Source organism: Paenarthrobacter sp. 10N417 (assembly GCF_056394745.1).
This window is the reverse complement of record NZ_JBFTIL010000006.1, coordinates 31,392-57,887: the sequence shown is the minus strand read 5'-3', so window position 1 is coordinate 57,887 and position 26,496 is coordinate 31,392. Positions and strand designations below refer to the sequence as shown.

The 26,496-nt window shown below is 61.3% G+C and carries 26 protein-coding genes; 11 read left to right on the top strand and 15 right to left on the bottom strand.

The annotated features are described in order from the left end of the window. Positions 1-9 precede the first annotated feature (9 nt). The gene (locus AC1DCM_RS09195) at positions 10-1,560 is read left to right on the top strand and encodes an MFS transporter (RefSeq protein WP_477518053.1); all 1,551 of its coding nucleotides are present in this window, start codon (positions 10-12) and stop codon (positions 1,558-1,560) included. Between the two features lie 12 nt (positions 1,561-1,572). Here the strand turns inward: AC1DCM_RS09195 and AC1DCM_RS09190 are convergent, their stop codons facing one another. Further along, complete coding sequence (locus AC1DCM_RS09190; protein WP_477518052.1) at positions 1,573-2,223, bottom strand: cyclodeaminase/cyclohydrolase family protein; 651 nt, start codon at positions 2,221-2,223, stop codon at positions 1,573-1,575. A gap of 75 nt (positions 2,224-2,298) precedes the next feature. Between AC1DCM_RS09190 and AC1DCM_RS09185 the strand changes: the two genes are divergently transcribed. Further along, complete coding sequence (locus AC1DCM_RS09185; protein WP_477518051.1) at positions 2,299-3,543, top strand: amidohydrolase; 1,245 nt, start codon at positions 2,299-2,301, stop codon at positions 3,541-3,543. 68 nt (positions 3,544-3,611) lie between these two features. Here the strand turns inward: AC1DCM_RS09185 and AC1DCM_RS09180 are convergent, their stop codons facing one another. After that, positions 3,612-3,833 (bottom strand): hypothetical protein, encoded by a 222-nt coding sequence (locus AC1DCM_RS09180; RefSeq protein WP_477516632.1) that lies wholly within the window; start codon positions 3,831-3,833, stop codon positions 3,612-3,614. 74 nt (positions 3,834-3,907) lie between these two features. Next, entirely contained in the window at positions 3,908-4,897 is a 990-nt protein-coding gene (locus tag AC1DCM_RS09175; protein ID WP_477518050.1) for an NAD(P)/FAD-dependent oxidoreductase, read from the bottom strand. A 152-nt stretch (positions 4,898-5,049) separates the two neighbouring features. Between AC1DCM_RS09175 and AC1DCM_RS09170 the strand changes: the two genes are divergently transcribed. From AC1DCM_RS09170 to AC1DCM_RS09155, 4 genes are all read left to right on the top strand, one after another. Then, positions 5,050-5,631 (top strand): helix-turn-helix domain-containing protein, encoded by a 582-nt coding sequence (locus tag AC1DCM_RS09170; RefSeq protein WP_477518049.1) that lies wholly within the window; start codon positions 5,050-5,052, stop codon positions 5,629-5,631. A 124-nt stretch (positions 5,632-5,755) separates the two neighbouring features. After that, a complete protein-coding gene (locus AC1DCM_RS09165; protein WP_477518048.1) occupies positions 5,756-6,784 on the top strand; it encodes a nitrilase-related carbon-nitrogen hydrolase in 1,029 nt (342 codons plus the stop codon). After that, positions 6,781-7,806: an agmatine deiminase family protein gene (locus AC1DCM_RS09160; RefSeq protein ID WP_477518047.1), complete on the top strand. Its 1,026-nt coding sequence runs from the start codon at positions 6,781-6,783 to the stop codon at positions 7,804-7,806. Before AC1DCM_RS09165 ends, AC1DCM_RS09160 begins: the two co-directional genes overlap by 4 nt. Positions 7,807-7,818: 12 nt before the next feature. Further along, positions 7,819-9,366: an APC family permease gene (locus AC1DCM_RS09155; RefSeq protein WP_477518046.1), complete on the top strand. Its 1,548-nt coding sequence runs from the start codon at positions 7,819-7,821 to the stop codon at positions 9,364-9,366. An 86-nt stretch (positions 9,367-9,452) separates the two neighbouring features. Here the strand turns inward: AC1DCM_RS09155 and AC1DCM_RS09150 are convergent, their stop codons facing one another. The 5 genes from AC1DCM_RS09150 to AC1DCM_RS09130 all read right to left on the bottom strand — a co-directional run bounded on the left by AC1DCM_RS09150 (position 9,453) and on the right by AC1DCM_RS09130 (position 16,049). Then, positions 9,453-9,998: an AMIN-like domain-containing (lipo)protein gene (locus tag AC1DCM_RS09150; protein ID WP_477518045.1), complete on the bottom strand. Its 546-nt coding sequence runs from the start codon at positions 9,996-9,998 to the stop codon at positions 9,453-9,455. 296 nt (positions 9,999-10,294) lie between these two features. Next, a complete protein-coding gene (locus tag AC1DCM_RS09145) occupies positions 10,295-10,597 on the bottom strand; it encodes a DUF4193 domain-containing protein (RefSeq protein ID WP_216926976.1) in 303 nt (100 codons plus the stop codon). 430 nt (positions 10,598-11,027) lie between these two features. Then, positions 11,028-12,245: an L-2-hydroxyglutarate oxidase gene (gene lhgO, locus AC1DCM_RS09140; protein ID WP_477518044.1), complete on the bottom strand. Its 1,218-nt coding sequence runs from the start codon at positions 12,243-12,245 to the stop codon at positions 11,028-11,030. Positions 12,246-12,342: 97 nt separating this feature from the next. Next, positions 12,343-12,837 (bottom strand): DUF805 domain-containing protein, encoded by a 495-nt coding sequence (locus AC1DCM_RS09135; protein WP_477518043.1) that lies wholly within the window; start codon positions 12,835-12,837, stop codon positions 12,343-12,345. 311 nt (positions 12,838-13,148) lie between these two features. After that, positions 13,149-16,049 (bottom strand): helix-turn-helix transcriptional regulator, encoded by a 2,901-nt coding sequence (locus AC1DCM_RS09130; RefSeq protein WP_477518042.1) that lies wholly within the window; start codon positions 16,047-16,049, stop codon positions 13,149-13,151. 143 nt (positions 16,050-16,192) lie between these two features. Between AC1DCM_RS09130 and AC1DCM_RS09125 the strand changes: the two genes are divergently transcribed. Next, positions 16,193-16,417, top strand: coding sequence for a hypothetical protein (locus AC1DCM_RS09125; protein WP_477518041.1), 225 nt, complete (start codon positions 16,193-16,195; stop codon positions 16,415-16,417). A gap of 173 nt (positions 16,418-16,590) precedes the next feature. Here AC1DCM_RS09125 and AC1DCM_RS09120 read toward each other — a convergent pair whose 3' ends face one another. From AC1DCM_RS09120 to AC1DCM_RS09095, 6 genes are read right to left on the bottom strand one after another with little or no spacing between them, the layout of a single operon-like run. Then, positions 16,591-18,141, bottom strand: coding sequence for an acyl-CoA synthetase (locus tag AC1DCM_RS09120; protein ID WP_477518040.1), 1,551 nt, complete (start codon positions 18,139-18,141; stop codon positions 16,591-16,593). 12 nt (positions 18,142-18,153) lie between these two features. Beyond that, positions 18,154-19,479, bottom strand: coding sequence for an MFS transporter (locus tag AC1DCM_RS09115; protein WP_442006881.1), 1,326 nt, complete (start codon positions 19,477-19,479; stop codon positions 18,154-18,156). 43 nt (positions 19,480-19,522) lie between these two features. Beyond that, complete coding sequence (locus AC1DCM_RS09110; RefSeq protein ID WP_477518039.1) at positions 19,523-19,978, bottom strand: MaoC family dehydratase; 456 nt, start codon at positions 19,976-19,978, stop codon at positions 19,523-19,525. Between the two features lie 25 nt (positions 19,979-20,003). Continuing rightward, positions 20,004-21,233, bottom strand: coding sequence for an acyl-CoA dehydrogenase family protein (locus AC1DCM_RS09105; RefSeq protein WP_477518038.1), 1,230 nt, complete (start codon positions 21,231-21,233; stop codon positions 20,004-20,006). A gap of 1 nt (position 21,234) precedes the next feature. Continuing rightward, positions 21,235-22,125 (bottom strand): amidohydrolase family protein, encoded by an 891-nt coding sequence (locus AC1DCM_RS09100; protein ID WP_477518037.1) that lies wholly within the window; start codon positions 22,123-22,125, stop codon positions 21,235-21,237. 13 nt (positions 22,126-22,138) lie between these two features. Beyond that, complete coding sequence (locus tag AC1DCM_RS09095) at positions 22,139-23,080, bottom strand: SDR family NAD(P)-dependent oxidoreductase (protein ID WP_477518036.1); 942 nt, start codon at positions 23,078-23,080, stop codon at positions 22,139-22,141. Positions 23,081-23,219: 139 nt separating this feature from the next. Between AC1DCM_RS09095 and AC1DCM_RS09090 the strand changes: the two genes are divergently transcribed. The 4 genes from AC1DCM_RS09090 to AC1DCM_RS09075 all read left to right on the top strand — a co-directional run bounded on the left by AC1DCM_RS09090 (position 23,220) and on the right by AC1DCM_RS09075 (position 25,891). Further along, positions 23,220-23,678: a MarR family winged helix-turn-helix transcriptional regulator gene (locus tag AC1DCM_RS09090; protein ID WP_442006876.1), complete on the top strand. Its 459-nt coding sequence runs from the start codon at positions 23,220-23,222 to the stop codon at positions 23,676-23,678. A 215-nt stretch (positions 23,679-23,893) separates the two neighbouring features. Beyond that, entirely contained in the window at positions 23,894-24,136 is a 243-nt protein-coding gene (locus AC1DCM_RS09085) for a hypothetical protein (RefSeq protein ID WP_442019277.1), read from the top strand. A 108-nt stretch (positions 24,137-24,244) separates the two neighbouring features. Beyond that, on the top strand, positions 24,245-25,117 hold the full coding sequence (locus AC1DCM_RS09080; RefSeq protein ID WP_477518035.1) for a glycosyltransferase family 2 protein: 873 nt from the start codon (positions 24,245-24,247) through the stop codon (positions 25,115-25,117). A 42-nt stretch (positions 25,118-25,159) separates the two neighbouring features. Beyond that, positions 25,160-25,891: a DUF72 domain-containing protein gene (locus tag AC1DCM_RS09075; RefSeq protein ID WP_477518034.1), complete on the top strand. Its 732-nt coding sequence runs from the start codon at positions 25,160-25,162 to the stop codon at positions 25,889-25,891. Between the two features lie 28 nt (positions 25,892-25,919). Here the strand turns inward: AC1DCM_RS09075 and AC1DCM_RS09070 are convergent, their stop codons facing one another. Next, entirely contained in the window at positions 25,920-26,381 is a 462-nt protein-coding gene (locus AC1DCM_RS09070) for a GatB/YqeY domain-containing protein (protein WP_442006872.1), read from the bottom strand. Positions 26,382-26,496: the final 115 nt, after the last annotated feature.

The window sequence follows — 26,496 nt, the reverse complement described above, 5'->3', positions numbered from 1 at the left end:
GTAAACTTTATGTTCACGCCGTCCTCAACCCAAGCGCCCCGCTCCACTCGTACCTTGACTGGTCAGGCAGCACCGTGGCGCGATTGGACGGCCCTGGCACTCCTGATGTTCCCGGTGCTGCTGGTGGCCGTCGATAACACCGCGCTCACGTTCGCCCTGCCGGCAATTGCCCGCTCCTTGGATGTGGGTGGCGTGCAGCTCCTATGGGTCATTGACGCCTACCCGCTCGTGTTGGCGGCGCTGCTGGTTTCCATGGGCAACCTCGGCGACAGGATCGGACGACGGCGGCTGCTGCTGATCGGCAGCACGGGCTTCGCCGCGGTTTCGGCTGCTACAGCATTCGCGCCTTCCGCGGAATGGCTGATTGCGGGCCGCGCCGCACTGGGCGTATTCGGCGCCATGTTGATGCCTTCAACGCTGTCCTTGATCCGGAACATCTTTGCTGATCCGAACCGTCGGCGGCTCGCAATTGCCGTCTGGGCTGCCGGATTCTCGGGTGGCGCAGCCCTTGGCCCGATCTTTGGCGGCTGGCTGGTGGAACACTTCTGGTGGGGTGCCGTCTTCCTCGTGGCGGCCTTCCTCCTCCTGCCCCTCCTCGCCTTCGGCAGGGTCCTCATTCCCGAATCCAAGGACGCCAACCCTGGCCGTGTGGACGTGCCCAGCATCGCGCTGTCCGTGATCACCATGGCTCCGTTCGTGTACGGCATCAAGGAATTCGCTGTTCACGGATTCGGGGCGTCGGCAGCGGCCTTCATGGTCTTCGGCCTGGTGATGGGAATTCTGTTTGTCCGTCGCCAGCGGCGGATCCAGAGCCCCATGCTGGACGTCTCTTTGTTCAAGAACAAGGTGTTCAGCACAGCGATAGTGGCCAACGTCCTGTCCTTGTTTTCCATGACGGGCTTCATCTACTTCTTCGCCCAGCACCTGCAACTTGTTGAGGGCCAGTCCCCCATGGAAGCAGGCATCGCAATGATTCCGGCGCTCCTGGCAACGGTCATCGCCGGCCTGGTAGTGGTCCCGCTGGTAAAGCGCGTCCGGCCAGGATTCGTGGTCGCCGGCGGACTTACCCTCAGCGCGGCGGGCTATTTGGTGGTCGCTGTAGGTGACCACGGCAGTGGACCTGTGTTCCTGTTGTCAGCTTTGACTGTCCTCGCCGTTGGCGTAGGCGCAGCGGAAACCATTTCCAACGACCTCATCCTCGGCTCGATGCCGGCCGACAAATCCGGAGCGGCGTCCGCGATCTCCGAAACCGGCTACGAGCTGGGTTCGCTCCTGGGAACGGCCGTGCTGGGCTCTATCCTCACTGCGTCCTACCAGCACAACCTCGTCATCCCGGAGGGGTTGTCCACGCAGGCAGCCGGTAAATCGGGAGAAACCCTGGCGGGCGCAGTGGATGCTGCTGCGGCGCTACCCGCTCCGCTATCGGATGCCCTGACAGCCGCCGCCCGGGTAGCGTTCGAATCCGGCGTCCACATCACTGCGGCGATTGGGCTGGTATTGATGGCTGGCGCGGCAGTGCTTGCCGCCGTCGTGCTCCGCCGGGTTCCCAAGGCGCAGTAAGCACCGCGGGAATCAGTGGCCGTCCGTAGGTGCAGCCTTGGCATCTACGTCCGCCACCAGCTGGTCGATCCGGTCCAGGGCATCGCTGAGCCGCCCTACCGTTGCCCACAATTCAGGATGCTGTTCCTTGATCTCGTCCAGTGATGCGCCTGCGGATCTGAGCGATCCGAGATCAAAGCTCACGTTGGTGCGGGCTCCTGCGATGGCCGCCCTGAGGGCTCCGAAGCCAACCACCACGTCAGCAATGAGCGCCGGATTCCCGTTGGCAGCCAGCCATCCCAGGTCCTCAATCGCGTCGATGGCATGGTCTCCAAGGACCGCGGACGCCTTGGCTGCATCGACGGATGCACGGTGGATTGCATCCTCGCGCTCCGCGCCCGGATCAAGCCGGAAGGCCGCGCCGAAAGCCTTCGACGCCGCCGCATCGTCGTCGGCCAACTTAAGGGCGGTCTCGCGGAGGGATCGGGCACGGGCGTGCAGCTCGGCCAGCCGATCATCGGGGGCCTCCGTATAGCCGGCAACCATTGACGTCAGGGATGCTGCAATAGCGAGCATCACGCCGGTCCCTGCGCCTCCACCAGGTGATCCAGTGGACTCCGCCAGAGCCTTGGTCCAATCCTCGACCGTCGAGCGTTGGGTTGTGAACTCTTGTGAAGATTCCATGCATCAAGTTTGCCCTCTGGTGACCTCGGTACACTGGCCAGACCCTGCGGCGTCTACCTGTTAAGGAAAATTCCCATGAGCATGGACCTTGAAGCCCTCTACCGTGACCTCCACGCCAACCCGGAGCTTTCCTTCCAAGAGGTCAGAACCGCCGGGATCATCAGCGGACACCTTGAGGACTTGGGATTGTTGGTTCACCGAAGCGTGGGGAAAACCGGGGTTGCAGGAGTCCTGGACAATGGCCCCGGACCTGTGGTCATGCTTCGTGCCGATATGGACGCGTTGCCCGTCAAAGAAGCCACCGGATTGGACTACGCAAGTACGGCAGTCGGCGTCGATCATGAAGGCCGTGAGGTGCCGGTCATGCATGCGTGCGGGCACGACGTACATGTCACCTGCCTGCTCGGAGCAGTGGAAGAGTTGGCCGCAAAGCGGCAGGAGTGGCAGGGCACCCTGATCGCCGTCTTCCAGCCAGCCGAAGAATGGGGTGGCGGTGCCCAGGCAATGGTCGCGGATGGGCTCTTTGACCTGGTCCCCAAGCCGGACGTGGTCCTCGGCCAGCACGTGGCGCCCTTTCCTGCCGGATGGTTCGGCATCCGTCCCGGTGTGGCCATGGCGTCAGCGGATTCCCTCAACGTGACTTTGCATGGGCGCGGCGGCCACGGCTCCCGGCCCGAAACCACCATTGATCCAGTGCTCATGGCCGCGGCAACCATCATGCGCCTGCAGGGAGTGGTGTCCCGCGAACTCGCCGCCAGCGATTCCGCAGTAGTTACGGTTGGGCAAATCCATTCGGGAACCAAGAACAACATCATTCCCGAGACCGCAACCCTTGGCCTCAGCATCCGATCCTTCAGCGAGCCCACCCGGGAGAAAGTCCTGAACTCGATCGAGCGCATCGTTCGAAGTGAGGCTGCCGCCTCAGGCTCCCTCAAGGAACCCGACTTCCACTATGAGGAGCGCTTCCCGTTAACCGTCAATGATGAATCGGCCGCGGGAAGGGTGTCTTCAGCATTCTCCGATAGGTTTGGGGCGGCAAGGATCATAGACCCGGGCCCCGTCTCAGGCAGTGAAGACGTAGGGCAACTCGCGACGGCGGCCGGCGCGCCCTTGGTTTTTTGGTTCTTGGGCGGGATCGGGGCCACCCACTTTCAAGATTGGGCGACGACGGGTCGCCTGCCGGAGGACGTTCCATCGAACCATTCGCCCTTCTTTGCCCCGATCATCCAGCCAACACTGACCCTTGGCACGGAAGCACTGGTTACCGCCGCCCTCGAATTCCTGGACGTCCCGAAGCAGGCAGCAGGAAACCCCGCTTAACGGACAATTCACCGCCGCGAGCGGTGGTGAATTGTCCGTTGTATGGGGTTCTTAGCCCAGACCGATGCCTAGACCTTTTCGCGGATGCGGTCGATCTTCGGTTCTGAAACCTCAAATTCCCTGCGACGACGGGCCAGGAAAGTCCACAACGTTCCTTCTGTCTGCGGGCTCTTCTCAGCAGGGGCCTCAGGTGCCTGATCCTTGCTCGTCTCAGGCTTGTGCATCTCGGGCGTGCGCACGGAGTCCTTCTTCGAGCGCCTCTCATAGCCCTCATAGTACGAGTAGCACATACCCAACCTCCTTAGTGGCTGTTCTTTAATCGTCCTCGCACATGGACCGTAAGTCGACTGCTAATTATTGCAACTCACGGTGAAACAAGGCCTTCAGTGCGGGTGGCCGCCGTCGCTACCGCCAGCCGGGTTTCAGCCATCATGAGATCCGCGTTGATGACTGCACCGGACATGTTTCCTGCTGCCGCAGCAGCCACTACCTGCCCAGTGAGGTCCGTAACGTTGCCGGCGACCCAAACGCCCGGCACTGACGTGGCTCCTCCAGGCGCAGCCGCTTCAAAATGAAGTCCGACTCCCTGGGGGTGTTCCACCGGCTCAATGCCGAGTGATTCGAGCACCCTGGAACGCGCTTCCATCCGCGGACCAGCCACCACCGCCTCAACTGGTATCACCGAGCCGGATTCCAGGACGACGCCGCTCAGGGCATCGTCAGTGACGTCCAATGACTGAACCTTGCCTTCGACCACCCTGATGGATCGGGCCGCCAATTGTTCCCACTGCTCTTCAGTCGGTTCAACGATGTCGTTCAGGAACAGCGTGATATTGGGGCTCCACTGCCGGAACAACAGAGTCTGGTGCAGGGCCATCGGTGTGGAACCAAGGATGCCGATTGCTGTGTTCCGCACTTCCCAACCATGGCAGTACGGGCAGTGCAGGACGTCCCTGCCCCAGCGCTCCCGGAGGCCCTGCACGTCGGGAAGGATGTCGGTCAGGCCCGTGGCCACCAGTATCCGACGCGCCCCGACAGTCCGACCATCAGCCAGGTCCACCTCAAAGGCGGGCTCGGAAACGTTGGCGGGATCCGGCGTCGAACGCGCCGCCACAGCCACGCCCGAAACGATGTGGCCGCCGTAGTGCAAAACTTGAGCCCGACCGAGTGCCAGGAGTTCCTTGGGGCTGAGCCCGTCCCGGGAAAGGAAGCCGTGCACGCCAGCGGCAGGGGCGTTCCGTGGCTCCCCTGCGTCGATGACCAGCACGGACCGCAACGCCCTACCCAGCGTGACGGCGGCACTTAACCCAGCTGCGCCACCTCCCACAATGACGACGTCGTACTGTTGTTCCATTTTTGCCTCCTGTTCGCTGTGTTGCGAGCCCTGCTCTGCGTGTTATTCCCGGGTTTTCGGGCGCAAAGCGGGCCTCACAATGGCCTGATTCAATGCTCAACCGGAGACACCGAAAGCAGCAACAAATTTTGCCACTATGGCAAACTGGAGCCATGACGCCGGATTTCAGCAAAATGCTCGACGCCGTCGGCCCTCGCCTGCGAGCGCTACGGACCCAACGCAATGTGACCCTGGCGGAGGCCTCGGCAGCCACGGGCATTTCAGTCAGCACGCTCTCCAGGTTGGAGTCGGGGCAACGGAAGCCCACGCTCGAACTACTCCTGCCCATTGCACGGCTTCACCAAATCCCCCTCGAAGAACTCATCGACGCCCCGGAAACCGGTGATCCGCGGATTCACCTCAAGCCGCACGTGCACGAGTGGGGCACAGCCGTGCCGCTGACGCGACGGGCCGGGGGCATTCAGGCGTTCAAGATGGTCCTGCCGGGCGGCACTGCGAAGGAAGTTCCCGATCCTCAATCGCATGAGGGCTACGACTGGATGTACATCCTCAACGGCAAACTTCGGCTTGTCCTGGGTGAGAACGACTTCATTCTCAAAGCAGGTGAGGCGGCGGAGTTTGATACGCGGACGCCGCACTGGTTCGCCAGTGCCACTAAGGAACCCGTGGAGCTCCTTACCCTTTTTGGGCAGCAGGGCGAGCGCATGCATGTCAGGGCGCGGCCGAAGCGATAGGTGCCTCCTAAGGGCAGGAAATGAAGGGAATTCATTTTTCCCCTTGCATCCAGCCGTGACTACCGCCATACTAAATGAACGCTATTCATTTAGTGACTGTCGTCTCACCGGAGTACATGCCCCCATGATTGAAATTACCCGCCTCGAAGCCCCGACTTCCTTGGCCCGCACCGAGCCGTCCACCCGCACCCCGCTGCGGGTCGGCGTCGTTCAGCACCGCTGGCACGCTGATGAAGCAGTCCTGCATGCCGAACTGAACGAGGGAATCGAACGCGCAGCCAAGCTGGGAGCCAGTGTTGTTTTCCTGCCTGAACTGACGCTCTCCCGCTACCCCGCAGATACCCGGCCGGAGAACAACCCGGCCGCAGGTATCCGCCCTTCAGACATCACCGAAGACCTGCTGACGGGCCCCACTTTCACGTTCGCCGCAGCGGCTGCCAGGACGTACGGCGTCTCGGTGCACGCATCGCTCTACCAGCGTGCTGAAAACCCAGACGGCTCGGATGACGGCTTGGGACTGAACACCGCGATCCTCGTCTCCCCCGCTGGCGAGCTCGTGGCCCGTACCCACAAGCTGCACATCCCCGTCACAGCCGGCTACTACGAGGACAAGTTCTTCCGTAAGGGCCCGCCCGCCGAAGATGCGTACGCCGTCCACGCTCCTGCCGAACTCGGCGGCGCACGCCTGGGCATGCCCACCTGCTGGGATGAATGGTTCCCGGAGCTGGCCCGTATGTACTCCCTGGGTGGGGCCGAAATCCTGGTCTACCCCACTGCCATTGGTTCCGAACCGGACCACCCCGACTTCGACACCCAACCGCTCTGGCAGCAGGTCATCGTGGGCAACGCCATCGCCAACGGCCTCTTCATGATTGCCCCCAACCGCTACGGCAGTGAGGGCACCCTGAACTTCTATGGTTCATCCTTCATCTCCGATCCCTACGGCCGCATCCTGGTCCAGGCACCCCGCGACGAATCCGCCGTCCTTGTGGCCGACCTCGACCTGGACCAGCGCAAGGACTGGCTCACTCTCTTCCCATTCCTGGCCACCCGCCGCCCGGACACGTACGGCCGCCTCACGGAACCCGTGAACCCCAACGCCCCGCTCGGCTCCACGGCCGAAGCCACGCCGTACCAGGCTGTATCCGCATGAGCGCCTGGCGGATGCCGTCCGAGACCGCACCCCAGGATCGTGTCTGGATGGCCTTCCCCACTGGTGGCTACACCTTGGGCGACACGGAGGAAGAGGCCCACGCTGCGCGGTCCACGTGGGCTGCCGTTGCCAACGCCATCCTTGAGTTCGAGCCGGTCACCATGGTGGTACACCCCGACGACGTCGACACCGCCGCGCGTTACCTGGACCCTCGCGTCGAGGTACTAACCGCTGAACTCAACGATGCCTGGATGCGGGACATCGGGCCGTCCTTCGTGCTTGATGCCAACAAGCAGCTGGGTGCCGTGGACTGGATCTTCAACGGATGGGGCGGCCAGGATTGGGCTGCATGGGACAAGGATTCCCTCATCGCAGCGGAGATCAGCGCTCGCGCCGATGCCCACCACATCCCCTCAGGCATCGTCAACGAGGGTGGCGGCATCCAGGTTGACGGCGAAGGCACCGTCCTGGTCACGGAGACCGTCCAGCTTGACCAAGGCCGCAACCCGGGCCTGACCAAGGCGGACATCGAAGGGGAACTGGCCCGCACCATCGGCGCTACCCATGTGATCTGGCTGCCCCGAGGCCTCACCCGCGACTCCGAGAAATTCGGCACCCGCGGCCACGTGGACATCGTGGCAGCGATCCCGAGCCCCGGAACCCTGCTGGTCCACTCCCAGCAGAACCCCGAACACCCGGACTACAACGTCTCCCGGGAAATCATCGACTTCCTGCGCACCACCCATGACGCAGCAGGCCGGGACTGGAACATCATCGAAGTTCCCGCCCCGGAAACCCTTACCGACGACGAAGGATATGTGGACTACAGCTACATCAACCACCTCGTGGTCAACGGAGGGGTTATCGCATGCAGTTTCAATGACCCCATGGACGAGAAAGCACTCCGCATCCTCGCCGACGCCTACCCCGGACGCCGCGTAGTCAGTGTTGACGCGCGGGAACTCTTTGCCCGGGGCGGCGGTATCCACTGCATTACGCAGCAGCAGCCTACGGCCATCTAGAAAGGGCCTTTCATGAGCCAGACAATCCGTAGCACGGCCTCAGGCAGCAGCCCGGCCGGCACGTCGCACGAGATCAGCGGCAAGGGACTGAAGACGGGGCAGTTGGGGCTCCTCGCCGTCGTCGTTCTTGGCATTTCAACCATCGCCCCGGCGTATACGCTTACCAGCGCGCTCGGTCCGACTGTCAACGAAGCAGGGCTGCAACTGCCCGTGATCTTCCTTATCGGGTTCATTCCGATGATCCTGGTGTCACTGGCATACCGGGAACTCAACGCAGATTCCCCGGACAGCGGCACCACCTTCACGTGGGTGACCAAAGCCTTCGGCCCCTGGGTGGGTTGGATGGGTGGCTGGGGCCTGCTTGCGGCGAACATCATCGTCCTGTCCAACCTGGCAGGCGTCGCAGTGGACTTCTTCTACCTCTTCCTGGCACAGGTTACGGGCTCCCCCGAACTCGCGGACCTTGCCTCGAACAAGGTGCTGAACGTTGCCACCTGCTTCGTCTTCGTTGCGTTGGCCGTGTGGGTGAGCTACCGCGGCCTGCACACCACCAAGATCGTCCAGTACGGGCTGGTGGGCTTCCAGTTGCTGGTCCTGGGCCTCTTCGTGGCCATGGCGTTCGCCAACTGGTCCACCTCCGAGACTGCCGTTCCCTTCAGCTGGGACTGGTTCGACGTCACCAAGATCGAGACCTTCGGCCAGATCGCGGCCGGCATCTCCCTGTCGATCTTCGTTTACTGGGGCTGGGATGTCTGCCTCACAGTGAACGAGGAAACCGCCAACGGGAAGAAGACCGCCGGCCTCGCAGGCACGCTGACCGCCGTCATCGTGCTGGGCATCTACCTCCTTGTCACCATCGCCACCATGATGTTCGCAGGCGTTGGGGACACGGGAGTCGGCCTGAACAACGAGGAAAACAGCGCCAACGTGTTCACAGCCCTCGCTTCACCGGTTATGGGTCCGTTCGCGATCCTCATGTCCCTCGCAGTCCTCTCGAGCTCGGCCGCATCACTTCAGTCCACGTTCACTTCACCATCGCGCAGCCTGCTGGCCATGGCACACTATGGCGCCCTGCCCGAGCGCTTCGCCCACATGAGCAAGAAGTTCTCGACGCCGGGCTTCGCCACCGTCGCGGCCGGCGTCCTGTCCGCGGGCTTCTACGCCGTGATGCACGTGATCAGTGAAAACGTCCTGAACGACACCATCCTGGCACTGGGCTTGATGATCTGCTTCTACTACGGGCTCACGGCCATCGCGTGTGTCTGGTACTTCCGGAACAGCGTGTTCTCCAGTGCCCGCAACTTCTTCCTGCGTCTCCTCTGCCCGCTGCTGGGCGGCGTCGGCCTGTTCGTTGTCTTCCTGCAGACCGCGGTGGACAGCTGGGCCCCGGAGTTTGGAAGTGGCTCGGAGATCTTCGGAGTGGGACTCGTGTTCGTGCTCGGCATCGGAATCCTTGCCCTGGGTGCGGTGTTCATGCTGATCATGTCCCGCGTCCGTCCCGGCTTCTTCCGCGGAGAAACCATCCGTAAGGACACCCCTGCCTTGGTTGTGCCCGAGTAGCTCTTGCCGGGAAATCGCTGGAAAGCTGCCAGTTCGCCGGAATGATCCGGGCGAACTGGCAGCTTTCGTAGGTTTTGGCGGATTTCCTACCAACGATGGGCGACGTCCACCACAAGGCGCGAACCGCCGTCGGGCCCGTCCAAAGTGAAAACGCGGAACGGAAGCCGGGCACGGACACCCAAACCGATGCTCGTGTAGCCTTCGAAGCTGCCCGCGTAAACCACCTGGCGGAACGTCTCATACCCGGAAACGTTGGACAACTCAGCCTTGGCAGCTGGATCGTACGTCAGTTGGCCGTTCTGGTTGTATGAAGGCGCTGTCACAACAACCTGCAGGTCAGCATCACCGAGCACGGGGATTGGATAGCCCGTGGCATCCTGAACCACAACCGGGACATACTGCACTGAATAGCCGGCCACCTTGCCGGTCATGTCAATCACCAAGCGGTCGTAGCAGGGCTGCTGGCCCGTGCGGACGTTGGTGACGTTGGCGGCGCTCATATCGGGGTCGGCCTTGGCCAGCGACCCCCACATGATCCCGCAATATGGTGATGCCGAGGCTGGCCCCGGTGCCACCAGACCGAGTCCGGCAGCCGCAAGGACTGCTGCCAAACCCGCTCCAAATTTCCTCATTTTTTGTGCCCCCTTCAGGCGAAGTTGATACTTCAACAGTAGGAGCGCCTTGGATGGTTTGGATGGGTTGTGGCCGCTTCGGCGCACAACCGTTAAAACGACTCAGGGGTGGTCACAGGAGAGTCATGGAAGGGGACAATTAGGCCGATTCAGGGACCCCATTGAGGGTCTTCATGCCTAGGTTCGTAACCGAAGATAACGATACCCGGGCGTTACAAAGAGTCGCGGACACGCAAAAGCCCCATCCGACCATTCATTGGCCTGACGGGGCTTGAACGTTTTGCGATGCCTGGGGGTTAGCCTTCGCAGTCCTTGCAGTACTTAAGGCCGTTCTTTTCCAAGGCAACCTGGGACCTGTGGCGGACCAGGAAGCAGGAAGAACACGTGAATTCGTCAGACTGTTCTGGTACCACCACAACGGTCAGTTCTTCACCGGAAAGATCGGCGCCCGGGAGGTCGATGCCTTCCGCGGTGTCGTTTTCGTCGATGTCGATGACTGCAGTCTGGGCACCGGTGCCGCGGGACGCCTGAAGAGCCTCAAGCGAGTCCGCGGGAGTCTCTTCTTCTGTCTTGCGGGGCGCGTCGTAATCAGTAGCCATTGGGTTCGCTTTCGTTGCTGCATAGTGCCATTTCAGGCACCTCAGTGAAGCAGTTTAGGGCATAGCATCCGCGTTAGACGAAAAGTGTGCCCAAAACAACATTCAGCAGCTTTCAAGCCAACCTTTAGGGGTTACGGCGGCTCATTCCCGAATGGGATTGAATTGCCTGCGCACTGGCGACCGTAACCCCGCTAAGCGCCGGAAGCCACGTCCAATCGGCGGGCCGCCCGTGACCCCCTTGGCCACCGTGATCGTTTGCCGGTTCCACACAATCCAGGACGTATGCGGCCCCAATCCATTGGCCGATCTTGGAGCCGATCTTCGCGCTTTGTTGAACCAACCAGGATGCTTTCATGTGGCAAAGGTATCCAGCCGTCATGTGGGGCTGGTTTCTGCGGCGTCACGGGCTTGTTAACTTCCCCGTTGGGGCTTAGTCCTGCAAAGCCTGCTGCACGATGTACTCCGCAATCGCCATCGACGACGTAGCCCCCGGCGACGGTGCATTCCGCACCAAAACCGTGTCCCTGCGTCGTGAAATCACAAAATCATCCACCAGTGAACCGTCAGCGTTCATGGCTTGGGCACGGACACCGCGCGTCCCGGGAAAAATAGTGGCACCCTCCAATGAGGGAACAAAGCGTACGGCCTCCTTGATGAACTTCTTCTTACTGACGACGGTCTGGAATTCGCGGACCGCCGACGGTACATTCTGGCGGGCAAAATTCCAGAAGCCCGGAAACAGGGTGTAATTCAGGACGTCGCGCACATCGAAGTCCTTCCAGGAATAGGCCTCGCGTCCGAAGGAGATGAATGCGTTGGGGCCCAGCATCATTTCGCCGTCGATCCTTTTGGTCAGGTGCACGCCAAGGAAGGGATGCTTGGGGTCCGGCACAGGATAAATCAAGCCCCTCACTTGTGCGCGGGTTTCCTTCCCGAGGAGGAAGTATTGCCCAAAGAACGGAACGATTCGCGGCGTTGCGGACTCCCCGGTCGCTTTCGCCAACCGGTCCGATTGAAGCCCGGCGCAGGCCACCACGAGATCGTAGTGTTCGCCTCCAGCCTTCGTGTGGACCACGGCGCCGCTCCCCTGCTGTTCCAGCGAGGTGACTTCCTGCCCAAGCCGGATCTGCCCGCCTGCGTCACGAACGTCGTCGGCGAGCGCATTGGTGATGGCCCTGTAGTCCACGATCGCTGTTTCCGGCGAGTGCAAGGCAGAAAGCCCGACGGCGTTCGGCTCCACCTCCCGTATTTGATCACCGCGCAGCATGCGTGCGCCCGGCACTCCATTGGCCGTTGCCCGCGCGAAGATGTTCTCCAGTCGTTTCGATTCTTCGGCGGTCTGCGCGATCACCACCTTCCCGCAGGCCTCGTACGGCAGATCCTTGGCGGCGCAGAATTCCTGAAGCAGGGCAACTCCCCGGCGGCAGAGCGTTGCCTTCAGCCCGCCAGGCTCGTAGTACAGGCCCGCATGGACTACACCAGAGTTGTGGCCGGTCTGGTGCTTGCCGAGCTGGTCTTCCTTCTCGTAAACCGTGACCTGGACGCCGTCGAGTTTCTTGGCCAGTTCCCGGGCCACAGCCACGCCGATAATCCCGCCGCCTATGACGGCGCAACGTCTGATGTTTTTCGGAGTTGTGTTCGTGGACATGGGAACTCCTCGTTGGGGGCCTCTGCGTTGGGGAATGAAAAGGGGCGGCACTTGGCGTGCCGCCCCTTTTAGATGGTGCTTATGGGTGCATGAACTGCTAGAAACCGCTGGGCTGGTCGAAGCGCTGGCCGGCCGGGTTGGACGGGAGGAGCATCAGTACCAGCAGGCCCAGTCCACCCACGAAGGGAACCAGACCGATGAGGGCGAGCCAGCCGCTGAAGTTGCCATCGTGCAGGCGGCGGACGATCAGCGCAATGGACGGAATGATCGTTGCCAGGCCGAAAATGACGAGCAAAATTATGCCCACGACAAAGCCACCTCCAGGCACTAATGTTCCGTCAGCTGAAACGGTTGCGCCAGCAGTGCCCAGGCCAAGGAAAATGAACTCAAGCACGAGGCCGATGACACCCAAAGCGAGGGCCACCCACCAGTATTCGCTGCGGCTCGCGCGGCCAGTGAAGGCGGTGTACTTCTTGAAGAAACGCTTTACAGCGGCGCCAATGGGTGCGCCATAGTAGGGAGCCCACAGCGGCGGTTCGCCGGCCTGTGCGCCATACGGCTGGGTGTGCTGTGGCTGTTGCTGGTAACTCACGGTGTTCCCCCGGGGTTAGGTGTGAATGATGCAATGAGACCAAACTCAGTGATGAGTCGTTGCTCATCGTAGTGCTCTCCGCGGTATTTATGCAGGTCAACGGACAAAATTAACCGGGATTTAGTTCGGGGGCGGATTATGTCGCCCCAAGCCCTCTCTCACATACCAACCCTTTTAACCCAACGTTCTCTCACATAACTGCCGATTTTGAGGCATGCTCTCTCACATATCGGCCCTTTCCGGCCTATGTTCTCTCATGGAACTCCCATTGAGGTTCGACGGCGGCACTAGCCACGCGCCGTCGTCGTACGTCATCCGTCAGATTTCTTACGCTCCCGCCGTGCCAGATCAAACTTATTGGAGGCGCCGGTTTTCCGCAGGAGACTGGAAATGTGCGAACTCACCGTTTTCTCGCTGATAAACAACGATTCAGCAATCTCCCTGTAGGTTCTGCCTGCGACGACATAGTCGAGGATGGTTGCCTCCCGTGCCGTCAACCCATGGCGGTTGCTGACTTCAGGGTTGGGCCGTGTGATGGGCGTTAGCGAGATCTTGGCTTGGTCAGCGAGTTGCTCCAAAACTCTCTGCACGGGAACGGCTTGAAGATCGCGCGCCAGTTGAAGTCCCCTGCGGAGGATCTGCGAGGCTTGGGCCTTGGCGCTGTGGCCCTGCAGGAGGAGCGATTCGGCGGCGCGTTGGCATGCATAGGCATGTTCCCAAGCCAGGGAAGCGTCCCTGCAGGCATCTGCAGTGTGAATCCAAGCATCGGCATTGGCGTGATCTCCCCGTGCACGGCCAAGTTCCGCGGCATAGAGGCTTTCGAAGGCAAATACTTGGCGTTGATACAGCTCCGATTGTTCTCCCGATTCGTTGAAAACATGAGGAAACCGCTCCTCCAATTGGACCATTTCGGAAAGCAACCCAGCTGTTGGTTTTCCTTCGTCTTTTGCCTTTTGCATGAGATCGGCAAGTGCCCTGGCTGCCAGGGGCAGCAACCATTCGCACATGGTAGGCGGCGGCCCTGGGCGCAGGGCGCCAGTCATCGCGGCCTCAAGCGAAGCAGCCGGCTGGCCGTCAAGAGCATTGACCTCTGAACGGATTGCGGCGAAGTTGAGGTTGAGATAGGCCTCAGTGTTGCCATTCACTTCTTCAGCGCGGGCTAAATGGACAAAAGCATCCTGCGTCCGCCCTTGCAAGGCATCCAGCCGTGCCGCCGTCAATCGGGCGCTCACATCCCCCATAGGGCCAGGGTCCAGCCTGATGGCGATCCGCAAGGCTGCCTGGGCCTGGCGCCAAGAACCGATGCCGAGGAAGCTGGCCGCTTCGTCCGCTGCGATCTTGGAGATGTAGGAGTGGGGAGCCTCGTGCCTGGCCAATTCCTCCCGGGCAATGTGAAGAACGTCCGCGTACTCTTGGCTGATCCAGCTCTCCTGCGAGTTGGCAAGCCAAGCAACGGCATGGAGGTACCCCCAGTAATCCCTGGCCAGGAGCGCCTCGTCCGCTGCAGTTTTGGCCAGGTTGAAGGCCTCCTCCGGGTGCTTGGCGAAGAGCTCCACCATTGAGGCGGCTGTCAGCGCGTAGGACATGGCTATGGGGTTTTTCGTCAGGCGGGCAAGTGTAAGCGCCTGTGCCGCGCTTTCGGCTCCGCCAGCGCGATCAAGCCAGAGTGCGGCGTGCGTACGCTCTGCTAAAGCCAACGCATACTGCCAGCTTTGAGGATCAGCTGCCGAAAGCTGAACGGCCCGTTCCATCTCCGCCACGTCAAAGAAGGACCTTCCTGTTGACATGGACAGATGCATCCGCCTCACCAGCCAAGCAGCCGTTTCCAAGGGTTCGGCCGTGGGTTCGGTGAGCGAGATCAACGACTCCAAAGCCTCAAGTTCAGCTGTCTGGTCACCGGAACGGAATGCGGCGTTCCGCACCTGGCCCCAAAGTTCACGGAGAATCTCCGGCACCATGCCCGCTTTGTCCGTGAGCTCCACTGCCCTACGGAACATTCGCAGGGCATCACCCCAGTTTCCGAGGTGGACATGTTCCGTGGCTGCACGAAGAGTCCATTGATAGGCGGACGCCCATCGTTCAGCGTGGTAGTGGTGTTCGGCCAAGGAGGCGATCGTCCCGGAAGTACGCTGTAGTCCCAATGACAAGGAGTTCTCATAAGCATCGGCAAAAGCTGAATGCCAAGAGCGCCTCTCCTCGCCGTCCATGCCCTGCTCGAGCATCTCCGCGATGAGTGGATGGTGAAACCAGTAAGTGCCGTCTGGCAGCAGGTCCACGATCCCCGCGGTCGCAGCTGTCTGCAGCATAGGCAAAACTGTTTCCTGGGCGATAGTTCCCCTGGCAACCGTGCGTAGTTCAGCAGCGTCTACCGATCGTCCGGCAATAGCCAGAATCCGGGTCAGTTGTTGCGCAGCTTTAGGTAGGCCCTTCCAGGATCTGAGGACGGCACCCCTTAGATCCGGCGGAAAGCCGTCCTCGAACCGCCTGCCGTTGGCTCTCATGCCCTCGATCAGGAGGCGGGTGAAGTAAGGGTTTCCGGCGGAGTGTGCGTACACATCCGTAACCAGGGACTGGGGCGGAGGCACACCCAGCAGCCGGGAGATTTGGGTAGCAGTTGCCGGCCTGTCCAGAGGCCGAAGTGTCACGAGTTCCACGCTCGGCAGCCGGCGGATGTCCGTCATCCATCGCTCAAGAGGCTGGTTTTCCGTCGGGATGTCCGAACGGACAGTGGCCACAATGCCCAACGAACGGTCTGCGGGCCCCGCGATGAGGAACATCAGGATATCCAGTGTTTGTGGGTCGGACCACTGAAGATCATCGATCACCAGGAGCACGGGTCTGGAACTGCTGAGCGTGGTCAGCCACTCGTCAACGAAAAGCGGACTGTCCACCCGTGCTTCGACCATTGCGTTACTGCTGAAGGGCACTGGCGTCCCCAGCTGGGCAGCACCGTGGAAGGCCGAACGAAGGGCTTGAAATGGCACTTTAAGTGTCGTCAGCGGCAATGCTGCCCCACTGAGAACAAGTACATCCAGGGAAGCCGTGGCACAGATCTGTCCTACCAATGCTGTCTTACCTACACCCGCGTCGCCGGACACGATAAACGTCCTGGACGCTCCAGCGCGCACGGCGTCGACCATGCCCTCGAGTTCAGCCAGTTCATCCTCCCGGCCCACCAGAGCAGGTCCGTTGGATTTGGCCCTAGTAGCCACCGTTCAAGCTTCGCACCTTGCTGACCCATGGGGTAGATCCGAGGGTATTTGCGGTGAGTTTAAGGGTGAAGTCCGGATGCCCCGGTGTGAGGGCACGACGCAGAGTGGAGTTACCCACAAGCACCACTCAAAGGACTCTTGCCATGCGTGAACCTGCTAGCCCAGCCCGGCGTCTTTGCCTCGCCCTACTCTTTGTCCCGTTCGTTTTTCTGTCCCAAGGGCAGGCAACCGCGGACGTCCCCGAGGACAAAACCCCCACAATCTACGTCAACTGCCTCCTCGAACGGATCGGCACGCAACTTGTTCGCTGCGATAACCTCACCGGCGCCGGCGTAGACGCGCCGTATTGGATCCCGGAGCAAAAATAGTCCCATCCATGGATCAGCGGCGGGACGTGAGAGAACGTTCGGCAAAACACCGCGGGACGCGAGAGAACGTTCGGCAAAACACCGCAGGACGTGAGAGAAGAACCGCCAAAATACCGCGGGACGTGAGAGAAGAACCGGCAAAACACCGCAGGACGTGAGAGAAGAACCGGGGGTCAGGACGCGAACTGCTTCTTGAGCTCCACCTTGCGAATCTTCCCGCTGGCAGTCCGGGGCATTTCCTCAACGAAAACCACGGACTTGGGGATCTTGTAGCGGGCAAGCCGTCCTTCAAGATGCGAGCGCAGCTGCTCCTCGGTCAGGGAAGCACCTTCCAGCAGTGTCACGATGGCGCGGGGAACCTCGCCCCATTTGGGGTCGGCAACCCCAATGACCGCAACACTTCCCACCTCCGGGAGTTCCGCGATCACGGCTTCCACTTCGGCCGGATAGATGTTCTCGCCCCCGGAAATGATCATGTCCTTGATGCGGTCCGAGACGAACAAGAAGCCTTCGTCGTCCTTGAAGCCCATGTCCCCTGAACGGAACCACAGTGAATCAGAGTAACTATCAGCCGTGGCTTCAGGCCTGTTCCAATACTCTTTGATGACATTTGGCCCGGAAATCTGGATCTCCCCCACTGCACCGGGAAGAGCGAGCCCACCTATCGGGTCGGCAATCCGGACGTCGGTGAAGAAGTGCGGCAGGCCTGCGGAACCGGCTTTCTCCTTGGACCTCGAGGCTGGGAGCATCGTGGCGCCTGGGGCAGTCTCGGTCATGCCGTAGCAACTCGTGAAACCAATGCCCCGCTCCTCATACGCGTCCAACACGCGCTGTGGAACAGCAGACCCTCCACAGGTGAGCTTGTCCAGGGAGGTGAGGTCCGCCGTCGACCATTCGGGATGGTCGCAGAGCATCTGGAACGTGGTGGGCACGCCATTGAGCGTGGTGACTTTGTGCTGCCCGATCAGTTTGAGGACGCGGCCGGCATCGAACTTGGTTTCGAGCACCACTGTGGCACCTTTGAGCAGCATCGGCAGCAGGCCCATATCCAGGGAGGCAACGTGAAACAGGGGTGAAATCATCAGCGCGACGTCGTTCTTGCTCAGGTCCATGTCCACCACGGTGTTGAAACAGTTCCATGTGATGTTTCCGTGCGTGAGGAGTGCGCCTTTGGGCTTGCCCGTGGTTCCGGAGGTGTAGAGGATCATCGCCGGGTCGTCCAGGCTCACGGCTACATCAAGCAGAGTCCCGGCTGCCGCTGAAAGTACCTCGTCATAACTTTCGACGCCGGATGGCGGCTTGACCGCGGCAGCTTGGGTTCCGGCGTCGGGCAGCACTACAAGCCGGTGTGTCACCGCAGTGTCCTCCACCGAGGCAGCGGCCACCGCTTCAAGCGCCCCGGCGCTGATCAGGACCCGTGCTCCTGAATCCTGAAGTTGGAACTGCAGCTCAGGGGCGGCGAGGCGGGTGTTCAGCGGGACGAAAATCGCACCGAGCAGCCCGCAAGCGAAGAAGGTCTCAACAAACGACGAATGGTTCTCACCGAGGTAGGCCACTCTGTCGCCCATGACCACACCTCTTTCGTTCAGGGCGTTGGCGAGGCAATCGGTGCGGTCGGCGAGCTCCGTGTAACTCAGGATGCGATCCCCGGAAACGAGGGCCGTTTTGGGACCCGACTTGGCACGGCGACGGTGCAGCCAGGATCCAACTCCGTTGTTGTCCATGGTGCGGTGCTCCTAACTGACCGAGGTGAGGTCGTTGTTCTTAGATTCCCGCGTTAGCAGGATGAACACAATCGAGACGAGCGACATGACGGAGAGGAAGACCACCACGGGGAGAATGCTCTGTGCAGAATCCTTGTAAAGGCCAGCCACGATGCCCGGGGTGAAACCCGCACCGATCAAGGTCGCCAACTGGTAGCCGACGGCGGCACCCGTGTATCTGTTGGTGGTTCCGAACTGCTCGGAGACGAATGCTGCAAGTGGCCCGTACAGGGACGAGTGCAGAATGAGTGCCACCGTAAAAGCCAGGAAGATCAAGGCGATGTTGCCGGAGCTGAGCATGCCGAACATCGGGAACAGGTAGAGGATAAAGAGTGTCAACCCTGTGACCATGATTGGCCTGCGCCCGAAGCGGTCCGACATTCTGCCGCCCAGGAGCACAAACACGATGGAGATGGCGGAGGCTCCTGCGAAGGCATAAAGAACGCCTTGCTGCGGTGCGCCCTTGGAGACTGCATATGTGATCGAGAAGGTAGGCAGCACAACTTGGAGGCCGAAGCCGGCGGCACCTGCGAACATGATCATGATGAGGGCCTTCGGGCGACGCAGCACTTCCAGCAACGGGATCTTGCGTTTGGTGCTTTGGGCCCCCTCCTTGGCCACGGCTTCAGCAAAGATGGGGCTCTCGGAGACCCGCAGCCGCACGAACATGCCAACGATCAGCAGCACGAAGGACAACAGGAATGGCACGCGCCACCCCCATGCCAGGAACGCATCCTGCGGAAGCGCCGAGAAGATACCCATGACCATAGTGCCCAGTACCGCCCCTGTTGGCGCGCCCGCGTTGACGAACGATGCTGCGAAGCCGCGCCGCTTGGGGTCGGAGTGTTCCAACGCCATCAGCGCAGCCCCACCCCATTCACCGCCGACGGCGATACCTTGGCACACGCGCAGGACCACCAGGATCACAGCTCCCCACGGACCTATGATGCTCGCGCCAGGGATCAGGCCGATCAGGGTAGAGGCGATGCCCATCATCGCCATGGAGACGATGAGCATTCCCTTCCGGCCGATCCGGTCTCCGAAGTGTCCGAAGATGATGCCACCCAGGGGCCGCGCAACATAGCCGGCGGCGAAAGTAGCGTAGGCGGCTACGACGCCAACCCACTCATCAGTGCCCGCGAAGAAGACTTTGGGGAAAGCGACCGCAGCGGCAGTTGCGTACAGCAGGAAGTCGTAGAACTCGATGGTGCTGCCCAGATAGCTGGACAAAATGACCGTACGCGCTTCTTTGCGCTTCGCGGCCGTGCTCGGAGTGGCGAGTGCAGTGTGTCCTGACATGGCTGTTCCTTGGGAGAGGAGGGGTGGGTCTATTGAAAGGGGTTTACTTGTAGAAGCGGGCCAGGAATTCGGCTACGACGGCGGGGCGTTCCTGGCCTTCGATCTCGATGGTGGCGTTGACTTTGATCTGGGCGCCGCCCTTGACTTCGGTGACCTCGCCGATGCTGCCGTTCATGCGGACCTTCGAGCCGACCTTCACCGGTGAAGTGAAGCGGACCTTGTCCAGGCCGTAGTTCACTTTGGTGGTGACGCCGTCGACGTCGAAAAGCTCACTCCAGAACGGGATGATCAGGGACAAAGTGAGGAATCCATGGGCGATCGGGGCGCCGAAGGGGCCATCCTTGGCGCGCTCAGGATCGACGTGGATCCACTGCTGATCGTCGGTGGCGTCGGCGAACAGGCTGATCTGCTGCTGGGTGATCTCGCGGTAATCGGTAGTGCCGAGATCCTTTCCCGACATAGTAAGCAGGGTCTCGAAATCGACGACGAGATTGGGCATTGTTGCCTCCTTGGTGAGGTGTGTGTTAGTGCGTAAAGGCGCTGACGCCGGTAAGGGCGCGGCCGACGATGAGGGCGTTGATATCGTGGGTGCCCTCGTAGGAATAGACGGCTTCCGCATCGGCGTGGAAACGCGCGACGTCGGCGGCGAGCGTGATGCCGTTACCGCCCACCACTTCGCGGGCCAACGCGACGGTTTCGCGCATCATCAGGCTGGTCTGCATCTTTGCCAAGGCCGAGTCCTGGTCCCTGTACATACCGAGGGCTTGCTGTTCGGTCAACCGGATTACGAGCGAGATGGACGCCGTGATATTGCCCAGCATCCTGGCAAGCTTTTCCTGGATCAGCTGGAACGAGCCTAGGGAACGGCCGAACTGTTGACGTTCGTTGACGTAGGCCAACGCTGCTTCGAACGCTCCGGCTTGGATGCCGGTGGCGATCCATGCAACATCCGAACGCATAGCCCGGAGCATGGCGGCGACGTCCTTAAACGAGTTCACGTTCTGCAGGCGCGTGGCCTCAGGAACCCGCACGCGTTCGAGGGTAATGTGTGCGTTCTGCATCATTCTCAGCGCCGTCTTGCCATGGATCTTCTCCACGGTGACGCCTGGCGCGGCCCGGTCCACGAGGAACGACTTGATCTGTCCATCCCTGACATCGCGCGCGAACACGCACAGCACGTCAGCTGTGGAGGCTCCCCCGATCCAACGTTTGGCCCCGTCCAGAACCCAATAGCCGCCGTCGTCAGCTCCGCCATCGGGGCCAGCGCCGCCGTCGGCGACTGCTTCGAAACGGGCTGTAGTGGAGAGTCCGCCGGCGATGTCCGAGCCGTGGTCCGGTTCGGTCAGGGAGAACACGCCTTTGAGCGAGAATTCGATGACCTTGGGTAGCCATTCGCGCTGCTGCTCCTCAGAGGCACCCACTTGGATCGCGGTTCGGAAGAGCCCAGCCTGGGCCGTGTACCACGTGGCCAACGAAGCGTCCGAACGTGCGAGCTCGAAGATCCGGAAGCCGTGGTAGATCCCACGCGCAGGCGACGCAAAAGGTTCCATGAGGTTCAGATCGATCAGGGGCTGCGCCAACTGCTCCGGGAACTCGCCCCGTTCCCAATACTCAGCCAGCAGGGGCTTGGCCTCGATGTCCAGGAAGTCCCGCAACCGGGATAGCACCTGACGCTCGTCAGCAGACAACAGTGACTCGGCGTCATACCAGTCCGCTGCGGAGTAGAGCCGCTGTTCCACAGCACTCGCCCTCATCTCAGCCACCCAGCCCGAGCAGCCGGACGGCGTTGCCCTTGAGGATCTTCGGCCGGACTTCGTCCTTCAGTGGCAGGTCGGCGAACGCTCCGAGCCATTTTTGCGGGGTGATCAGCGGGAAGTCCGTTCCGAACAGCACCTTGTCCTGCAGCACAGAATTGGACAGCCGGACCAGCGACTCCGGGAAGTATTTGGGCGACCACCCGGAAAGGTCGATGAACACGTTGGACTTGTGCGTCGCAATCGAGTTCGCCTCCTCCTGCCACGGCACCGAGGGGTGGGCCATGATGATCGGCAGGCCAGGGAAGTCCGCGGCCACAGAGTCGAGCAGCAGCGGATTCGAGAATGCCAACTTGATGCCATACCCGCCGGGGAGCCCCGCGCCCATGCCGTTCTGCCCGGTATGGAAAATACAGGGCAGCCCAAGTTCCTGGAGCGTTTCCCAGAGAGGGTAGAACTGTTCACTGGACGGATCGAAGCCCTGCAACGAGGGGTGGAACTTGAAACCGCGGGCGCCAAGCTCAATGGCCTGATGCTTCGCACCGGTGATCGCATCCTCCCCCGTACGGGGGTCCACGCTGCCGAACGGAATCAGCACATCATTGTTCCGGGCAGCACCGGCAATCAGTTCCGGGATGCTGTTGGGCTCATGCTTGAGCTGGGTCCGTGCGTCGACCGTAAAGACGACGGCGGCCATGTTCAGTTCGCGGTACACCTCCGCGATCCGGTCCAGGGACGGTGTTCGATCCTCCGCTTTGAAGTACTTCGCCGACGCCTCAGTCAGCGCGTCCGGCAGGGATCCGTGCCCGCAACTGTCCACCTCCACATGGACGTGCATGTCGATCGCATCCACCGTGGATGCGTCGATGCCAAGTTCGTAACGGTCGGCCATGATCAGCGGGGCCCTAAGCAGTTACAACCGCAGGCTCGGGCCGGAGTTCTTCAGGCAGCGGCAGGAATTCCTCACCGTAGCTCTGCAGGACGTCCGCTCGAAAGAGGGACCCGGCGTTTTCGCGGAGGGCTTCATAGCTCCAACCGCCGTCGCGGTATTTGGTGCTGGCCGCCGTCGGGTGCGTCCAGACCTGCAGCCGGTCACCGCCGGCGCCGATCGCCTGCCCGGTAATCCCGGAAGCTTCGTCCGAGGCGAGGAAGGCAATAAGCCCAGCGACGTCGTCGGCGGTGCCGAATCCGAGGTCGTGACGGAAGAAGGACGGCATGGCCTCGCCGCGTTCCTCGGCCTCCACGGCCTTCTGGAAGTAGGGAACCGTCTTGGTCATCGCAGTCGCCGCCACGGGGATCACGCTGTTCACTGTGACTCCCGCCTTTTTCATTTCAAGGGCCCACGTCCGGACCATCCCCACGATCCCGGCCTTGGCCGCGGCGTAGTTGGTCTGGCCGAAGTTCCCACGCTGGCCCGTGGGTGAACCTATGGTGACGATGCGGCCCGAAACGTTGTTTTCCTTGAAGTACGCGAACGCCTCACGCACGCACGTGAACGTGCCCTTCAAGTGGACGTTGATGACCAGGTCGAAGTCCTCGTCGGTCATCTTCAACAGGCTCTTGTCCCGCAGGATGCCAGCGTTGGTGACCAGGATGTCCAGCCGTCCAAAGGCCTCAACAGCTCCAGCGACCAGCGCCTTCGCAGCATCCGTGGTGCCCACCGGAACCACGACGGCGGTGGCCCGGCCGCCGTCGGCCTCAATCAGCGCCACTGCTTCTGCGGCGGTCTCAGCGTTCACGTCATTGACCACGACGGCGGCACCCTGGCGGGCGAGTTCCCGTGCGTAAGCGAGTCCAAGACCCTGTCCGCTCCCCGTGACGATTGCAACCTTGCCGTTCAAGCTCATGGCGTGCTCCTTCGCATGCAGTGACCGGCAGGAGCCGGTGGGGCCGATCCCACTACCCCGTGAGATCCTTGTCATGATCAATGAGATTACGGATCATTGAAAAAGTCAACGATTGTTTTTATTTATTATTGGAGTTGTCATGGGCCCGCAAAGCACCAACGTCGAAACACCGCGCCTCGCGGCCGCGAAAATTGGGAACGACGTCGGCCTGCTGCTCGCCAAGCTCCACGCCACAGGGTCAGTCCTGAATAACCGTGCGCTCAGCGACTTTGGACTGCGGGAAAGGTCCTTTTCAGTACTGACGCTCGCCTGCAGCGGACTCGAACCGACCCAGCGCGAACTCGCCGATTTCCTCAGCCTCGACCCCAGTCAGGTTGTGAGCCTCGTGGACGATCTGGAGCACCGGGGCCTGGTTGAGCGCGCGCAGGGAAAACAAGACAGGCGCGCCAAGATCATCGTCTCCACAGCCGAGGGCCGTCGCATTCACACGAAGGCCCGCGCCGCCCTGGAAGTATGCGAGCAAACCCAGCTCGCCCCGTTAAGCGAAGAGGAAAACGCTCAACTCAGGGCGCTATTGAAGAAGGCGCTGTGGGGCTAAGTTCCAGTCCGGGCTTCGTCAAAGTGAGCGAATAATGCTCATGGCATTATCGGCCTCAGTGGTTGTAATAGCGACCATTAGTCGGGCCATAGGCTGAATGACGCCAGCATGGACATGTGCACAGTCTTCCGAAGCGCAGATAGGCAACCGTCCATTTCGCGGCGCTCGGGCATGTGTCAGGATCAAGGTTCACATCCTGTCACCCGGAATGGACCATGAACCTCCCACTCTTCCACGACCCCCTCCAGGGCCGCGTCACCGTCGACGCACCCGTTCGTGATCCAAGGATTGGACGCGATGGCGTGTTCCGTCCTGAAGCCCGTACACGCATTTCTCCCCGCGCCACGCGACCCTCCCCCCACGCAGCCAAGTCGACGCGGAACACCAGACAACGCGAAGTAGCCAAGGTTGCCGAAGACCTCCAGGCTTTGATTGCCAGGGCCGCCATCCAATCGTAAATAGGTGGTAACTGGCGCCGCCGGCCAGGAATAGATCCCACCCGGATGGGTACAGATACGGGCATACCCTTCGTAATCCATGCCGATCCTGACGGCAGGAGGTGTGCTGTGAGCAGGAGATCATCCGAGCATTGGGCGTGGCCTCTGGACACCCCCGACACGGTGGCTGTGGACGTGCTCATCCCTACCTGCAACCGCCCGGCCGAAGTGGCAGTTGCACTTGCCGGGTTGGCTGCACAATCCGAACCCTCCTTTAGCGTGGTGGTCAGCGACCAATCCGCCGACACTCCGGACTGGGAACATCCTGCCGTTGCTGGAATGGTTCGTGTGCTGCAGGCGCAGGGGCGGCCGGTCAGACTGCTCCGCCATATCCCACGGCGCGGGCTGGCTGAGCATCGGCAGTTTCTGCTGGAGCAGTCCACAGCGGATCGGTGCCTGTTTCTTGACGACGACGTGTGGCTCGAACCGGGAGTGCTTGAGCGGTTGAACCACGCATTGGATGAGCTCGGCTGCGGTTTCGTGGGCATGGCACCGCAGGGGCTCTCGTATCTGGATGACAGGAGACCCGAGGAGACCGCCGCATTTGAGCGATGGGAGGGTCCTGTAACGGCGGAGCTGGTTCGACCGAACACTCCAGGCTTTGGCCGCTGGCCCCTTCATAATGCCGCCAATCTGAGCCATCTCAGCGCTGATCTTTCCCTGACTCCAGGCGAATGGGTGCCCTACAGGGTGGCTTGGCTTGGGGGATGCGTCCTTTACAACAAGCAGGCTCTGCTGGATTCGGGAGGCTTCACATTCTGGCCCAAACTTCCCGCCGACCACGCTGGCGAGGATGTGGTGGCGCAGTGGCAAGTGATGGAGAGGTACGGGGGTGCAGGAATTCTTCCCTCGGGCGCCGTCCATTTGGAGTCGCCCACCACAGTGAAGGACCGCCGCGTAGAGGCTTACGACGTAGTGCTTGGCGCCCGACCCGACGCATGACATGACCCGGCCAGCGCGTTCACGAGGACTACCATCCAGAGCATGAGTATCCGCATCGGCACCTCGGGCTGGAGCTACGACCACTGGGAAAATGTGCTCTACCCACCGGGCCTGCCCACGGCCAAACGCCTGGCGCATTACGTGGCGCGCTTTGACACGGTTGAGCTCAACGCAAGTTTTTACCGCTGGCCACGGGACACCGCGTTCAAAAGCTGGCACGATCGCCTGCCTGCTGGATTTGCGATGTCGGTCAAGGCACCTCGCGGTCTCACGCATGGGAAAAAGCTGTACAGTCCTGAAGTGTGGGTGGAACGCATTACCCGCTGCTGGCACGAGCTGGGTGACAAACGAGCCGTGCTGCTTGTCCAGCTTCCTCCTGATTTTGCCCGTGATGATGCCCGCCTCGACTACTTCCTGGCAGCCCTACCCCGCTGGATTCGCGTGGCGGTGGAGTTCCGGCACGAAAGCTGGGACCACCCTGACGTATACGGATTACTTGAACGCCACGAGGCCGCCTACTGCATCATGAGCGGTGCCCATCTGCCGTGCATCCTCCGCGCCACCGCGCCATTCGTTTACGTCCGGCTTCACGGACCAGATCGTGAGCACCTCTATGGCGGCTCGTATTCGGAGGAGGATCTTCGCTGGTGGGCGGATCGGATCCGCGAGTGGAACGGCTCAGGCAAGGACGTGTACGCCTATTTCAACAACGACGGCGGTGGTAACGCCGTGCGCAATGCCGACACTTTGCGATGGCTGCTTGGGAACGGCTGACTCGCTAAGGGTGAGCCAGCCGCCCGTCCTAGCTCAGGCGACCTCGCACAATCTCGCTGACGGTTTTGCCGTCGAAGCGTCCTGCAACCTTGGCAGTGACCGGCTTCATGACGGCGCCTATAGAACGCATTGAGAGTTCCTGCCCTTCGGCCTTCAAGGCCGCGATGGCTTCGTCGACGATGCCTTCCACTTCTTCCCGGCTTAGCGGCTTGGGGAGGTACGCCTCGATGATTTCAGCCTCAGCAACTTCCGCGGCTGCCCTGCCTGCTTCCCCGGCTTCGGTGTAGATGCGTGCGGTATCCCGACGCTTGGCAGCTTCCTTTTGAAGCAGTGACGTAACCTGCGCGTCGTCCAACTCGATGGGTGTTTTACCCGACTTCTCCCGGGTGGTGATCTCACCCAGGACGTTCCGCACAGTGGTGAGCGCTGTCTTGTTGCCCGCCTTCATGTGCCCTACGACGTCTGCTTTGAGGCGGTCTTTCAGTGACATTGTGCTCCTTGAGTGGGGTTCCTACTTGCCATCGTAGTCAGTCCTCAAAGTCGACGCTGGCCGGAATGACCGTTCGGAAAATTTTCCTTGCGGAGCATTTAGTAAGCATGCTTAG